11 protein-coding genes are annotated in these 14,282 nt (G+C 62.8%); 10 read left to right on the top strand and 1 reads right to left on the bottom strand.

Going from position 1 to position 14,282, the window contains the following annotated elements:
• Positions 1 to 37 precede the first annotated feature (37 nt).
• From OKA05_RS20895 to OKA05_RS20870, 6 genes are all read left to right on the top strand, one after another.
• Positions 38 to 385 (top strand): hypothetical protein, encoded by a 348-nt coding sequence (locus OKA05_RS20895; RefSeq protein ID WP_264489136.1) that lies wholly within the window; start codon positions 38 to 40, stop codon positions 383 to 385.
• On the top strand, positions 382 to 1,035 hold the full coding sequence (locus OKA05_RS29305; protein WP_319800661.1) for a glycosyl hydrolase family 28-related protein: 654 nt from the start codon (positions 382 to 384) through the stop codon (positions 1,033 to 1,035). Before OKA05_RS20895 ends, OKA05_RS29305 begins: the two co-directional genes overlap by 4 nt.
• Entirely contained in the window at positions 1,016 to 1,471 is a 456-nt protein-coding gene (locus OKA05_RS20885) for a hypothetical protein (protein WP_264489135.1), read from the top strand. The genes OKA05_RS29305 and OKA05_RS20885 overlap by 20 nt, the downstream gene beginning before the upstream one ends.
• An 8-nt stretch (positions 1,472 to 1,479) precedes the next feature.
• Positions 1,480 to 1,638, top strand: a complete 159-nt coding sequence (locus tag OKA05_RS20880; protein ID WP_264489134.1) for a response regulator transcription factor — start codon at positions 1,480 to 1,482, stop codon at positions 1,636 to 1,638.
• Positions 1,639 to 1,713: 75 nt separating this feature from the next.
• Positions 1,714 to 4,251, top strand: a complete 2,538-nt coding sequence (locus OKA05_RS20875; RefSeq protein ID WP_264489133.1) for a DUF1592 domain-containing protein — start codon at positions 1,714 to 1,716, stop codon at positions 4,249 to 4,251.
• Positions 4,252 to 4,256: 5 nt separating this feature from the next.
• The gene (locus OKA05_RS20870; RefSeq protein ID WP_264489132.1) at positions 4,257 to 5,603 is read left to right on the top strand and encodes a DUF1552 domain-containing protein; all 1,347 of its coding nucleotides are present in this window, start codon (positions 4,257 to 4,259) and stop codon (positions 5,601 to 5,603) included.
• Positions 5,604 to 6,421: 818 nt separating this feature from the next.
• Here the strand turns inward: OKA05_RS20870 and OKA05_RS20860 are convergent.
• Positions 6,422 to 8,155: an RNA polymerase sigma factor gene (locus tag OKA05_RS20860; RefSeq protein ID WP_264489131.1), complete on the bottom strand. Its 1,734-nt coding sequence runs from the start codon at positions 8,153 to 8,155 to the stop codon at positions 6,422 to 6,424.
• A 328-nt stretch (positions 8,156 to 8,483) separates the two neighbouring features.
• On the opposite strand from OKA05_RS20860, the gene OKA05_RS20855 reads away from it, so the two are divergent.
• The 4 genes from OKA05_RS20855 to OKA05_RS20840 all read left to right on the top strand — a co-directional run bounded on the left by OKA05_RS20855 (position 8,484) and on the right by OKA05_RS20840 (position 13,933).
• Positions 8,484 to 9,053, top strand: coding sequence for a sigma-70 family RNA polymerase sigma factor (locus tag OKA05_RS20855; protein WP_264489130.1), 570 nt, complete (start codon positions 8,484 to 8,486; stop codon positions 9,051 to 9,053).
• Positions 9,054 to 9,055: 2 nt separating this feature from the next.
• Positions 9,056 to 10,504 (top strand): FecR domain-containing protein, encoded by a 1,449-nt coding sequence (locus tag OKA05_RS20850; RefSeq protein WP_264489129.1) that lies wholly within the window; start codon positions 9,056 to 9,058, stop codon positions 10,502 to 10,504.
• Between the two features lie 87 nt (positions 10,505 to 10,591).
• Positions 10,592 to 11,278, top strand: coding sequence for a discoidin domain-containing protein (locus OKA05_RS20845; protein WP_264489128.1), 687 nt, complete (start codon positions 10,592 to 10,594; stop codon positions 11,276 to 11,278).
• A gap of 78 nt (positions 11,279 to 11,356) precedes the next feature.
• A complete protein-coding gene (locus OKA05_RS20840) occupies positions 11,357 to 13,933 on the top strand; it encodes an alpha-galactosidase (RefSeq protein WP_264489127.1) in 2,577 nt (858 codons plus the stop codon).
• The last annotated feature ends 349 nt before the right edge of the window (positions 13,934 to 14,282 follow it).

Genomic DNA, 14,282 nt, shown 5'->3' with positions numbered 1-14,282 from the left:
GATCGAGAACCGCGCGCTCGGCGGCTTCGCGTCGCAATTGCTGGCGCGGACAGCCGAGTCGGACCTGTATCCGTTCCAGCCGGACCTCCTCGTCTTTCACGTCTATGGGGCTCATGACAAGTACGAGGACATCATCCGCCGGACGCGCGAGCGGACCTGCGCCGAGATCCTGATCCAGACCGATCACGTCGTGAAAGCGGAGGATCTCACCGAGGAAACGGATCCTGAAAAGGTGCCGATTCAGAGCGGGAAGTGGGACGCATTCATGAACCACAATTTCCTGCCGTCCATCGCGCGGAAATACGGGGCCGAACTCTGCGACCAGGGGCCGATCTGGAAGCGCTACCCGTCTTCCTGGGCGAAGCGGACGATTGGGCCAGCGTGAAGGCCTTCGGCGCTGTGGGCGACGGCAGCACGGACGACACCGCCGCTGTCCAGAAGGCGATCGATTCGGGCAAGGCCGTCATCTATTTTCCGCAGGCGTCCTACCGCCTCAACGGCACGGTCGTGGTCCGCGGGAACGTCCGGCGCGTGATCGGTTTCAGTTCCTCGTTCACCGGGGCGGAAGGGAAGACCTTGTTCCGCTTCGAAGGGACGCGGCACCCGGTCGCCTTCGAACGCTTCAATTTCTTCGGCGGCGGGAAACTCGAGCATGCCAACGAACGCCCGGTCACCCTGCGCCACAGCACGGGACCCGCGAAGCAAGGCATCGTCACCACAGGCAAGAACCGCCACTGGTTCTTCGAAGACGTCTGCACCAGCCATTTCACGCTGCCGCCCGGGACCAGGCTGCACGCGCGGCAGTTCAACTGCGAGCCCGAGCCGCCCGGGGCCGGCTTCGCCAACGACGGCGCACTCGTCTGGGTGCTCGGCCTTCCAATCCCTGGCGGGTGCCGTCGTTCTCGGCTGCTCGTTCGTCGCGAGTGGGGCGGAGCTTCCGCTGACGTCGATCCGCCAGATCCGCGAGCTTTCGGCGGAGGAAGCACTGCCCGGACTGCCGGTCGAACTGCGCGCGGTGGTAACCTTCACCGATGACGCAGGCCTCGCATTCATCGCGGACGACACGGGCGGGGTCTATGTGGACTCGACGCCGCCGGGGCTGAAACAGGGCGACGCCGTGGCGGTGCGCGGGGTGACGGCGCCGGGGCGCAGCGTGACGATCATCGACGGGCCGGAGAACGCCGCGCCGGAGATGAAGGTGATCGGCTGCGGGCTCTTGCCGGAGCCTCTCGTCATTCCGCCCGGCAAGGTCGCCGATCTCGCCTTCAACGGCCAATGGACCGCGCTCACCGGCCGGGTGCTGCGGGTGTCCCACGCCGGCGGCCGGGCGGTGGTCGAGCTGGACGCGGCAGGGCAGCGCGTCCGCGGCGGGTGCATCGCGGCGGGCGCTATTTCCCGCCGGGCATCGCCGCGCGGATCGCGCAGCGGCGGAAGCGGAATCCGCTCAGCAGCCGCGAGGTCGGCGTGCTAAAACTGGTGATGAAGGGCTTTTCCAACAAGCAGGTCGCCGACGAGCTCGGGATCTCCGAGGCGACGGTGAAGGCGCACATGAGCAGCGTGATGGAAAAGCTCGAGGTGCCCGACCGGACCCGCGCGGTGACCGTGGCGATCGAGCGCGGCGTGATCCGGCTGGACTGAGCGGACGGCGACTAGACGAAAGTCGGATCAGCCGGTCCTTGCCGCCAACCGAATCGTGGGGGACGAATGCCTGCGATGTTGTTCACCCGCAGTTCCGCTTTTCTCTCCGGCCTGTTCGCATTGGCGTCTCATGTCTCCGCGGAATCAATGGATGCCTTTGCCGAAACCGCGCGGCCCTTTCTGGAGCAGCACTGCCTGAGCTGCCACGGGCCCGACAAGCAGAAGGGCAAGCTGCGGCTGGACACGCTCGGACGGGATTTCACCGATCCGCTGGTCGCGGAAAAGTGGACCGAGGTGGTCAACGCGATGAACGCCCGCGACATGCCGCCGGAGGACGAGCCGCAGCCGACCGATGAAGCCGCGGGCAAGTTCGCCGACCTGCTCGCCGCGGAACTCGGGCGCGCGGAGATCGCCAAGCGCTCGACCCGCGTGGTGCTGCGCCGGATGAACCGCGCCGAGTACGACAACACGATCCGTGACCTGGTCGGCGTCGATTTCCACCCGGCCGACAAGTTCCCCGAAGACCCGCCGGCCGGCGGCTTCGACAACATCGGCCAGGCGCTGACCATGTCGCCGATGCAGGTGGAGCTCTACTACGCCGCCGCCCGGCAGATCCTCGACCGCGCATTAGTCGAGGGCGAGCAACCTGCAGCAATCAAATGGCGCTTCGAGCCGGAAGACGATACCGAAGGCGGCGACCGCACGCGGGTGAAGCGGGACGGCCAGAACATCATCCTCAACCGCGGCGAGAATCCGGTGGAGAACGGCTTCACCGTGGTGCATCACGAGGCGTGGAACAAGGGCATCAACTTCCGCGACTTCACGGTGCCCACGGCGGGCGAATACATCCTGCGCTTCCGCGCGGCCGGCCGCATCCCGGGACGCGCCGAGGTGGTCAAGTCGGCCCGCCCTTTCCTCGACCGCCAGCGCCAGGAGGAGGACGCCCGCAATCCGGGCCGCTCGGCGGATTACCAGCGTAGCATGAACGAGCAGATGCGGCACTTCGAGACCGCGCGCACCTACGACTACGGCCCACCGCGGGTGAAGATCACCCAGGCCCTCGGCGGCACGCCGCGCACCATCGCCGAGATGGACGTGCCAGCCCCGGAGTCCGCGCCAGCCGTCTATGAAGTGCGGGTGCATTTCAGTACCGAGAATGCCTCCATCGTCCTGGAGCAGGCCTACGAGGTGACCCGTTCGCTGGAAAACTGGCAGTTCATCGGAAAGGACGAGTTCGCCCGGCCCACGCTGCTGGTCGATTGGCTGGAGTTGGAAGGTCCGATCCACGCGAGCTGGCCGCCGCCCAGCCACCGCCGCGTGTTGGCCGATGCCGCGCTTGAGAAAAAGGACGAGCTTGCCAGCGCGCGCGCCGTGCTCACCCGCTTCATGACCCGCGCCTACCGCCGCCCGCTGCGGCCCGGCGAGGTGGAGGCGAAGCTCGCGCTGTTCGAGAAACTGCGGCCGGAAAAGCCGTCGTTCGTCGAGGCGATCAAGGTCCCCCTCGCGGCCGTCCTCGCGTCGCCGCATTTCCTCTACCTGGTCGAGCCGGAGGCCCCGGCCGACGCGCCGCGCGCGCTCGATGCCTTCGAACTCGCCTCGCGGCTGTCGTATTTCCTGTGGTCGTCGATGCCCGACGACGAGCTGTTCCGCCTCGCCGCCGACGGCAGATTGTTAGAGTCGCCGGTGCTGCGCGCCCAGGCCACCCGCATGATCGCCGATCCGAAGAGCGAGGCCTTCGTGAAGAACTTCGCCGGCCAGTGGCTGGGCCTGCGGAAGGTCGGCACCAACCCGCCGGCCAAGAACCTCTACCCGGAATACGACCGCCATCTTGAACTGTCCATCGTCCGCGAAACCGAGGCCTTTTTCGCCGAAGTCCTGCGCCACGACCTCGACGCGCGGAACCTCATCAAGAGCAACTTCGTCACCATCAACGAACGCCTCGCCCGCTTCTACGGCATCCCCGGCGTGAAGGGCGACGCGATGCGCCGCGTGCCGGTGCCGGCCGGCGTAAATCGCGGCGGGCTGGTGACGCAGGCATCGATCCAAAGCATCACCTCCAACGGCACCCGCACCTCGCCGGTGGTCCGCGGCACCTGGGTGCTGAAGACCTTGCTCGGCAGCGATCCCGGCCTGCCGGTCGCCAACGTCGGCGAGATCGCGTCGAAGGTGCCCGGCATCGACAAGGCCACCGTGCGCCAGCGACTGGCGATCCACCGCGAGGCCGCGTCCTGCGCGCGCTGCCACGATAAGATCGACCCGCTCGGCCTGGCGCTGGAGAACTTCGACGCCGCCGGCCAGTGGCGCGACCGCGAGGGCCACGGCTACGAGGGCCGCATCGAGCCGAACGACCCGTTGATCGATGCCAGCGCGAAGATGCCGGACGGCGCGGAGTTTGTCGGCGTCGCCGGACTTCAGGAGCAGCTCTTGAAGAAGGACGACCTTTTCCTGAACTCGCTCGCCAGCCAGCTTTACACCTACGCCCTCGGCCGCGAACTCGGCTTCTCGGATCGCCCCACGGTGAAATCCTCCGTCACCGCGATGAAGCGCGACGGCCACCGGCTGCGGGCGCTCTTGTTAGACATCGTCCAGTCCGACCTCTTCACCACCAAATAAGTTTCATGAACCCGATCTTCCGCACGCCTCTTTCCCGCCGCGCCGTGCTACGCGGCGTCGGTGCCACGCTGGCGCTGCCTTTTCTCGAAGCGATGTTGCCGCGGCTTCACGCGGCACCCTCGACGTTCCGGCCGCTGGCGAAGTCCGGCACCACGCCGACGCCGCGGGCGATCTTCTGCTACGTGCCGAACGGCGTGAACATCCTGGACTGGATCCCCGCCGGCAAAGGCGCGGGCTACGAGCTCTCGCCGACCCTCGGCGCGCTGCGCGACCACCGGGAGAACTTTTCCGTCATCAGCGGCCTCGGCCACCCGCAGGCCACCGGCGGCCATTCCGGCGCGGACACCTGGCTGACCGGGGCCGACCTGCGCGCGGTGCCGGGGAAGGATTACACCAACACGATCTCCATCGACCAGGTCATCGCCGAGCAGATCGGGGCGAAGACGCGCTTACCGTCGATCGAGATCGGCGACATGTCCGGCACCGGCGGCGCGCTGCACAGCCACACGCTCGCCTTCGACCGCAACGGCACGCCGCTGCCCGCGGAGAACAACCCGCAGCGCTTGTTCGAGAGGCTTTTCGTCCCCGATGACGCGTCGTCGCGCGAGGCCACGCTGCGGCGCTACGCCGAGAAACGCAGCGTGCTCGACGACGTGTTAGGCGAAGCGAAGTCGCTCGAGAAGAAGCTTGGCAAGTCCGACCAGGCGAAGCTCGGCGAGTACCTTGCCGCCGTCCGCGAGACCGAGCTACGGGTGCAGCGCCAGGTCGATTGGATCGATGTCCCGAAGCCGGCCGTCAACCCCGCCGGCCTACAGCTCGAAAGCCAGCCCGGCAACGCCCACGACCGCCCGATGTGGCTCGATGTGATGCTGGAAATCAGCTACCTCGCCTTCCTCACCGACACCACCCGCGTCATCACCTTCGAGTGGGCGCGCGAGGCCGGCGGCTACGGTCCCGGCGGCCAGAACCACCACGAGCTGTCGCACCACGGCGGCGACGAGGGCATGCTCAAGAAGCTCGCCGAGGTGGACCGCGGCTACCTCGAACGGCTCGCCCGTTTCCTGAGCTTCCTCAAGGAGACCGAGGAGGGCGGCCGTCCGATGCTCGACCACACCATGATTGTCTACGGCTCCGGCATGAACAGCGGCGAGCGCGGCGACCATTCGCCGAAGAACCTGCCGCTGATCGTCGCCGGCGGCAGCGCGTGGGGCCTGAAGCACGGCCAGCACCTCGCCCACGATCCTGAAAAACATCCGCCTCTTTCCAACGTGCTGCTGACCGTCACCCAGAAGATGGGCGTGGAGACGGACAAGTTCCAGGATGCCACGGGCACGCTGACGGGGCTCGCATAGCGCAGCGGGCGGCCGTATCCGGTTAGATGGGATTCTCCCAATTCCGAACCGTGTCGCCAGGGAGCCGAGCTTCCGGCGTTCTGGGTGAAATCGGCGATGCCCCGCAGCGGGAAGAGATCCGAGGTGGCCAGCACGGTGGCTCCATCCCGCACCCGGATGAACGTGGAACTCGGTTCAAGCGGCCCGCCCCCATCGTTGTCATAGGAGACGAAGGAGATGTTGAGCGCGTTCGAGGCCAGACCGTTCTCCGCTTCATTGAAGGTCGCCCCGGTGCCCTCCGGGGTATTCTGGATGATGAAAGCGATGCCGTCAGCTCCCTCGGTGTTGCCGAAGTTGATGAACTGCAGGTCGAAGTGGCTCTGGAAACCTGTCGAAAGGTCCACCCGCTTGCGGAACCAGGCGAAGCCTTGCTTCGAATCGGTGTTGGGAGTCAGGCGCAGCCGTTCGACGTCGCCGGGAAGGCTGATGTTGGCGAAGTCATTGACAACACCGGCATCGCCGAGCGTCGCCTGCTCGTCACCGGCGATATCGAAGTTCTCGTAGTCGATGGTGGTGACGGCCGGGTTGATGATCTCCGTGGCGAAAGTGCTCGTCACCGATCCGCCGGGCGAGGTGGCCGTCAGGGTGTAGGTGGTATCCACCGCCGGGCTGACCGCAATCGTGCCGGAAGCCGCCACGGTGCCCACCCCGTTCTCGGCTCGATGCCATCCTCAGCGAGGCTCTCCCGAATCGCGTTGCTGTCGTAGCCTTTGTCTAGGGTGGCTGCCCCCAACACGTTCTGTCGCGCCGCCCTCACTTCGGCGACATCTTCCTAAATCTTACTCCTCTTCCGTCACCTCTTCCGTAACCCCTTCAATCAATTGGAGCATGCCTTGGCTCATCTTGCGCCTCGATCTCACCTTCTCCTCGAATTCCTCGAGCGTGACGAATTTCTCTTCGGCTTCCTTTGCTTCCTCCGGGCTGCGGGTGGCCAGGCCTTCTTGGAAGAGTCGGGCCTGCTCTTCGTCGAGAATCGCCAGCATGCCATTAACGAAGAGCTGATCATCGAGCGCGTTGCCGTTGATGTCGAAAGCTTCCAGGTCGCCCAATTTGAAGCTCTCGGTCAGTTGATCATATTCGCCACGGGTCATCGCACCGCGCTTCACGGCGTCCCGGGCAAGGAACTTTTCTATCAGCTCGGCGGGCTGCTTTTTAATCGCCGCGATCCTGGCACGTATGGACTCCCTCCTGTGTTTCATGCGCTCGGCGTCAAGCTCCGCAATCTTCTTCTTCTGCTCCTCGGTGAGGGTGAGCCCCTCGCCGGCATCACCCAGCAATTCCGCGGGGTCTTCTCCCATTCGATTCCCCATCCCCATGCGGGCCATGATCTCCATGGCCGACGTTACCTCCTCCATCACGACGGTGAATTCGCCGACGAGATGCTTGGACAGTTTGGTACGAGAGTCTCCGTATTTTTCATTCAGGCGTTCGTTGGCTTCAGTCCTCCGGTACATCGCCGCGGAGGCGGCGGGCAGGTCGCTTTCGCTCCGCTTGAAGTCCTCTGGTGAAGACGCAGCGCCGGGAGCCGCGCCGGGCTTGTTCTGGGAAACTTGCGGCACGGCAACGAGGGCTGCCCCGGCGAAGAGGAGCAGCGACGCTCCGGCGAGAATGGCTTTGTTTTTCATGATGATGGCGATGATTGTGGTGGCTGAAATGGTGGTGACGGTGGCGGTAGAAAGTGCCGTCGAGGAAAGGGAGGCCGCGAGCCCGGTTGGGGCGGGGGAAATCGCATGGGCCGGCAGAATCGTGGCGAGGGCCGCATAGGTGGTGGCGATCCCACGTTTCGCGAGCAGGCCGCGGAGTCGCTCAAGCGCCCGCTCGAGGCGCTTGCGGGCGGCCTCTTCGCTCAAGCCGAGTGCCGCGCCGATCGCTCCGTGGGAGCGCTTCTCATAGAAGCGCAGCACGACCGCGCGACGGTCGAGCTCGGGCAGTTGGTCTATGAGCGAGTCGATCACCGGCTCCAGGCGGGACCAGTCAGGAGTGGTTTCGGAGTTCATCGCGGAAGGGTGGAAAAGGGCGGCCTCGCGCTTGCGGCAGGCCTCCTCGCTGCGGACCACATCGATCGCAAGCGAGCGACAGGTCCGGTGAAGCCATGCCACCAGCGGCACCCCCGCAGGAACGGAGTTTGGCTTCGCTGCGAGCTTGCTAAAGACCTGCTGCGACACATCCCGGGCGAGCTCGGCATCGCGGGTCACGCGGCCGGCCACGCTATAGACGAAATCGCAATGGCGATCCACCAACCGCCGGAACGCCTGCTCGGAGCGGGTGGCGGCGAAGTCGCGGATGAGATCCTTATCGTTCATTAGTTTCATCAAGGATTCGGAACCGTTAGGATAAAGCGGACGGGAAATCGGAAAAAAATTTCGACGCCGCTGGAACCGGCATGGGACTGCGACAGCCTGTTCTATCTCGTACCACCATCTTCGCTCAAAATCGACCGTTGCATTTGCGGAAGCGCGGTAGCTCCGGGAGTGCCGGCCTCCGGCCCGCTTGCAAAGTATTCCGCTCACCATGAAGCTGCGGGTTGAGCTTCGGGATTGAAGCCGACCACGATGTAAGCGCTGCCACCGGGGGCGATCGTCGCGGGGGCGTCGCTGAGCCCCCCCGCGACGTGCCGGCTCGGAAGCCCTGGCGAAGGGCTCACTGCCCTCCAGGACAATGTAGGGGCGAATCCGGTCCATCAGCACCGGGCTCCCACTTCTCCTTTGCCATTTCCAAGCCCAAGGGATGCTTCCCCACCAAGGACCCCGATCTCCTGCCGTGGTGAGATTGCCGAAAAAAAATTCCCGGTCAGGATCAGCGCGTGGGGAGATTGCCTCCCATGGCTCTATTTCTTGCCCGATGATCACTCCGTTGCCCTCTTCCGATGCCGAACCAGTGGTTCAGGTAGAGGAATTTGATGCTTTGCTGGCAAAAGCCCAGCCGCGGCTCCGGGGCTATATTTTGTCGATCCTTGGCGGCTGGTCGGATGTCGAAGACCTGGTCCAGGAGACCAACCTCGTGCTCCTGCGCAAACGGGAGACTTTCGAGCCGGGCAGCAACTTCATCGCTTGGGCATTCCGCGTCGCGTATTTCAAGGCGACAACCTGGCGTCGTGACCGCAGACGAGAAAATCGACTGGTTTTCGGTGATGGCCTCTTCCACGAAATGGCCGAGCTGGCGGAGCAACGCTTCACGACCCGCGAACCTCCCACCGCCGCGTTGAAGACGTGCCTCAAACAACTTTCCCCGCGGGAGCAGGAGCTCATCCACCTCAAGTATGTGGAAGGGCGATCGCTGGTCGCTCACGCCGAAGCCACCGGCACCAGTGCACATGCTCTGCATAAAGCGATCTCCCGGATCCGCCTCGCGCTACGGCACTGCGTTCAGAAAAACACAGTCCTCACTCTCCATGACGAGGGCATCGAATGACCATGAATACGCCTGACAAGGAACTGCGCCGGCTCGTCGATGGCTGGTATGATGGGAACCTCTCGCCCGAGGATGCCAGTCGCTTGGAGCAACGCTTGCTCGAAAACGCCGACGCAAAGGAATATTTCCTGGAAATGGCCGAGCTGGAGGCCGCACTTCCGCCTGCCGCCAGAGCCGTGATTGCAACACCTGTCCGACGCAAGCCTTGGCGACGCTGGTTGCAAATGGCGGCGATGTTCATCCTGGGCACGGGAATGGGCGGTTGGGCCTGGCACCAAGTCGCCACGCGCCCTGTCCCCAAATCCAAGGGTGCCGGTATCGCGCAAGCGCGAATCACCGGCATGCTCGGCGTGACATGGCCGCAGACCGGTGCCAGCCATCCGGTGGAGTTCCATCAAGACGCGGACACCGCCTCCATCGAATCCGGACTGCTGGAACTTACTTTCGCCACCGGCACTCGTGCGATCATCGAAGGCCCGGCGACCTTCCGGGTGAACGGCGATAACGCCATGCGGCTCGACCACGGCAAGTTGGTTGCCGAAGTTCCGAAAGGCGCGGAAGGCTTCCGCGTCGCGTACGCCAACGGCGAAATCGTGGATCTCGGCACCGAGTTCGCGCTCGATGTCCCGCTCCAACCAGGCACCGCTCACATGGGGGTATTCCGTGGTGAAATCGAATACCACCCGAAAGGACAGAAGCGGGTCGTCAAACTCATCGAAAATCATGCCGTGGAAACAACGGGCGGAAATGTCGTGACGGTGCCCTTCGATCAATCGCGCTTCACCAGGGATATTCCTTCCCGTGAATTCTCTTGGGAACTGAAGGAGCCGGCCAACCGAACCCGCACATGGGAATACGATGTCACTCATCTGATCCGGAAACCCGGCACCTATCGCGTGATCGCCAAATGGATGAACGGGCTCCACGGGGTCTTACTCGAAGGTGCCGAACTGTTTTGGAATGACACGGAGATCACCAGCGATCCGCATACAGGTTTTGCGGGCTTCACGACTGCAACCAGTGGGAATATCTATCAATTCGAAGTCCCTCCGGAAAATTACCAGCGGGGACGCTGGACGTTGCGCATGAAGGTGCGCGGGGAAAGCAATCTTCCGGATCCCCTCGATTCACGAGGGGTCCTGTTGGTGGAGGACGGTTTGGCCATCGCATCGACAACCGCCGACTTCATCGGCACTTGGGAATACCTGCATGACGGCAAGGTCTTCCAACGCATCTTCCGGGAGGATGGAAGCGCTGAAATCAATATTGACGGCAGGTCCTACCAAAAATTCAGCAAAGGCAGCTGGGACGTAACGGCCGGTTGCCTCTCACTGACGGTCTCCTTCACGGAGGAGGGCAGGGCCGTGATCGAACGCCACCTGCTACGGAATCGCGATACCTTGATCTTCACCAACTGTCCCTACCGGAATGCAGTTCGGGCGACCCATTAAGAATTTTGTCAGGTTCTGAACGATGGGGAGATTTCTCATTCCAGATGGCGGGATTTCCTATCCCGATTGTTGAAAATGAAAATCAAAATGAAAAAACAACCCCTGCTCCTCCTGGCCCTGTTTCTCGCGCCCTTCGGGAGCGTTTCCGCCGCAACCACCCTGATCACCCCGACCACGATCACTTATCAGGGAAGCCAACAAGCACTGGGCAATCCGACCGCCTTGATCAACGGCAGCGGCCTCAGCGATCCCGCGCCGACGCTCGCCAACTATACCACCGCCACCCATGGCAGTGCTGGCGACAATGGCTTTAACAACATCTGGGTCACCACCGATCCGGGAGCCGGCGGGGGCGACTTCTTTGCAGACGGGGGCTTGCCCCAAACCTTCACCATTGATCTGGGCGGTGCCTATACCGTGGATGGCATTGTGCAGTGGGGTTATAACTTTGGCAGCTTCAACGCCAACCAAGCTCAGACGTTCACCCTGGAATTTTCCAACGACGGCGGTGCCACCTACCACACGACCCTCGCCAATATCAATGTGCCCCACAACGGAGCGGCGAACGTCGCCGACGAAACCACGTTCGCGCCTACCAACGGCAGCTACATCCGCATGACGATCACCGACAACTTCTACGACGGCATCATCCCCGGCGGTGACCGCGTTGGCGTCGCTGAGCTTCGCTTCACGGGCGACGCAATTCCCGAGCCTTCGATCGCATTGCTCGGTGGCCTCGGTCTGCTGGTGCTTCTGCCCCGTCGCCGCGCTTAAAACCTCCCGCCACCCGTTTCTTCCCCAAGGCGATGGTGCGAGCCATCGCCTTTATTTTCTCTCCAAGCTAAACTTCCCATGCCGATCCGGCCGACTTTGATTACCACGATCTTTAGCGCGCTACTGATGCCGGTCACCGCCCTCCAACCCTTTCCAGGAAAGGCACCCGGTCTATCTCTTGCCGAAAACAAGGAGACACTGTGGACGCTACGAAATGAAGTGATTTCGGCGAGCTGGTCATTGCACAATGGTGAACTACGCCCTTCGGAGGTCTCGGACCAACTCAACGGCAAAACCTTTCCACAGAAAAATCGCGAACTGTTCCGCCTCGCGGTGGCAAAGGATGTCGTCGCAGCGAGGGAGGAGCCGCAAACGTGGATGGGCCTGACGTGGGATGAAACCCACATCCTCGCGCAAACTTCCACGAACGGAAACGGCTGGCGCACCATCGCACGTCTCCCACGTCAGCGGTGGGAGGGAAGCCCCACATTGTTGCGAGTCGGCAAGATGGACAAAAAGGGCGGTGCCACGGACTATGTGGATGCGGGCGTAATTGGTGCTCCACGCTTCGATCGTCTTGCGGTCCTCGGCGATAAGGGACCGCTCTTCACGGAAGATTTCGACAGCGCATCCCTTGCCGGGTGGAGGCAAATCGCCCCGCAAAGGACCGGCGCTTCACTCGCCGTGACAGAGGGGTGGCTCACCCTCCAGGCGCCAGCCAACTGCGCCGCTTTCTTGGAACGATCATTGCCCGAGGACACGCGCCAGGTGCGGTGTCAAATAGACCGCACCAATGATGAAGCTCAATCCTGGGGGCCAGGGCTCGCGCTTGTTTGGCCGGACGGCAAGGCAATCGTCGTGAATATCCGCAAGGACGGCGGGTGCTCCGTCACTGCGGACGGCAACGAACAAGTGATCGGCTCACCGTTTCAACCGGTGCCGGACTACAACCTGGTTGCATCCCGCCTGAAAGTTTTCGAAGGGCCGAAATTGGTGAAGCTTCCTGCGGAAGCAAAGAACCCCCGTGCTGCTACCCAACAACCGGGCAAAGCCATCGTCGCCAAGCTGCGCGACGAAACTACGGGGCTCGCCGTACTTTGGCGTGCGATCTTGCGCGATGGATCAAACTACATCCGCGAGGAGATCACGCTCATTTCGCCGAAAGGACCTGTCGTTCTGAGCGGCGTGCAGTTGATCGATCGCCAAATGCCGGAGGCAATGACACTTGGCGACGTTCCGGGAAGTCCGGTGATTTCGGGCAACCTCTTCTCCGCGGCGGAAATTCCGGTTTTCTCCAGCGAGACCGATTCACAAGGTTTCACCAGCGGCTTCCCGTGCGATTATCGCCTCGACGGTGCCGGCACCGTGAAGTTTTCCACCGTGACAGGGGTCGTTCCCGAAGGACAATTGCGGCGGGGGTTCCAATATTATCTCGAACGGGAACGCGCTCGTCCCGCCAAACAATACCTGCATTTCAACGGCTGGTACGACACCGGAACCAACGTTTCCGAGACGAACCTGCTTGCCGTGATCAAAGCCTACAAGCGCGAGCTGGGCGATCAACGGGGTGTCACCCTCGACGGCTTCGTCATTGACGATGGTTGGGACGATGCCAACAACACGTTCTGGGATTGGAAGAAGTCCGCACTGCCGAACGGCCTCGACAGGGTCCGCACCGCCGCGGAAGGTGCGAAGTCCCGCCTCGGCATCTGGATCTCGCCGCTCGGTGGTTATGGCGAAGCGGCAATGCGCATCGCGAATGCCCGCAAGCAAGGCATCGTCGATGGCGACGCCCTCGACCTTTCAGAGCCGCGATACTACAGCTGGTATCGCAACAAGTGCCTTGATCTGATGAAGAACGACAGGGTCGGTTACTTCAAGTGGGACAAGGCAGGCGATGGTGTGAATCCGCACTTCATGTCCCTGTTGAAGATTGCTGAAGAACTCCACACCGCGGACCCAAGTCTGTTTCTCAACGTCACCGTCGGCACCTGGCCTTCACCCTTCTGGCTGAATCATATCGATTGCACCTGGCACGGTGGCGCCGATGTCGGCTGGATCGGCAGGGGCGACAAACGCGAACAGTGGCTCACCTATCGCGATTCTTCAGCTTACCAGCATGCGAAGCGCGGCCCCTTGTATCCGATCAACTCCCTGATGCTGCACGGCATAGTATTGGGTCACCACTATCAGGGAAAAACCGTGGCCGAAGCAGGCAACAATCTGCGCAACGAGTGTCGTTCCTTCTTTGCCACCGGCACCTGCATGCAGGAAATCTATCTTTCGCCCGACTTGATGGATGCTGCGGCGTGGGACGACCTCGCCGAGACTGCAAAGTGGGCGCGCAAGCAGGCCGCGATACTTGTGGATAGCCACATGATCGGCGGCGATCCTAACAAGCTGGAGCCCTATGGCTGGGCTTCCTGGACTCCCGGTGGCGCGATCGTCGCGCTGCGCAATCCTGACGACCAGCCGCGCACAATCACACTCGACGCGCAGGCGATCTTTGAACTGCCGGAGTACGCCTCCACCCGCTATGCGTTGAAATCCGCTTACAAAGAACAACGTGTCAGGGCGCTAAACTTGGAAGCACGCGAGCCCATCAAGGTGGAACTCCAGCCTTTCGAGGTGCTGGTCTTCGATAGCGGCGAATAACGCGCTCTCCATCCGGCAGCCGGCCTGACTGAAGGAACACCGCCAACAGGAGGAGTTAAAGCGCGAAGCAGTCTTGCTGCACCCAAGGCACGGTCGCGCGGTTCGTGCCCTCGACCACCGCTACCCCGAGGATTCTCCCGCCGCACCTGGGAGGCGGGTATCCTGCCCGTATCGCCCACTTGATCGCGATCCAACACGGCAAATCATTGAACTTTCCCTGTCAGCTTCGAGGGCTGGTGCCATTTGCATCCTCAGCGTTCAGAGCTGGCTCCTTGCTGAATCCTTTGAAACTCCATTAATCCCGCCGCCCTCCTTATCCCAGTCCGGTTCACTTGCCCGGACATTTCTT

The sequence above is a fragment of the Luteolibacter arcticus genome, assembly GCF_025950235.1.
GTDB classification, from domain to species: domain Bacteria; phylum Verrucomicrobiota; class Verrucomicrobiia; order Verrucomicrobiales; family Akkermansiaceae; genus Haloferula; species Haloferula arctica.
The sequence above is the reverse complement of the archived record's forward strand: the minus strand, read 5'-3'. Positions and strand labels throughout refer to the sequence as shown.

Coding starts and splice junctions, on each gene's coding strand:
- OKA05_RS20870 (WP_264489132.1), top strand. CDS start 4,257: ATGAACCCGATCTTCCGCACGCCTCTTTCCCGCCGCGCCGTGCTACGC.
- OKA05_RS20860 (WP_264489131.1), bottom strand. CDS start 8,155: ATGGTGAGCGGAATACTTTGCAAGCGGGCCGGAGGCCGGCACTCCCGG.
- OKA05_RS20875 (WP_264489133.1), top strand. CDS start 1,714: ATGTTGTTCACCCGCAGTTCCGCTTTTCTCTCCGGCCTGTTCGCATTG.
- OKA05_RS20840 (WP_264489127.1), top strand. CDS start 11,357: ATGCCGATCCGGCCGACTTTGATTACCACGATCTTTAGCGCGCTACTG.
- OKA05_RS20855 (WP_264489130.1), top strand. CDS start 8,484: ATGATCACTCCGTTGCCCTCTTCCGATGCCGAACCAGTGGTTCAGGTA.
- OKA05_RS20845 (WP_264489128.1), top strand. CDS start 10,592: ATGAAAAAACAACCCCTGCTCCTCCTGGCCCTGTTTCTCGCGCCCTTC.
- OKA05_RS20880 (WP_264489134.1), top strand. CDS start 1,480: ATGAAGGGCTTTTCCAACAAGCAGGTCGCCGACGAGCTCGGGATCTCC.
- OKA05_RS20850 (WP_264489129.1), top strand. CDS start 9,056: ATGAATACGCCTGACAAGGAACTGCGCCGGCTCGTCGATGGCTGGTAT.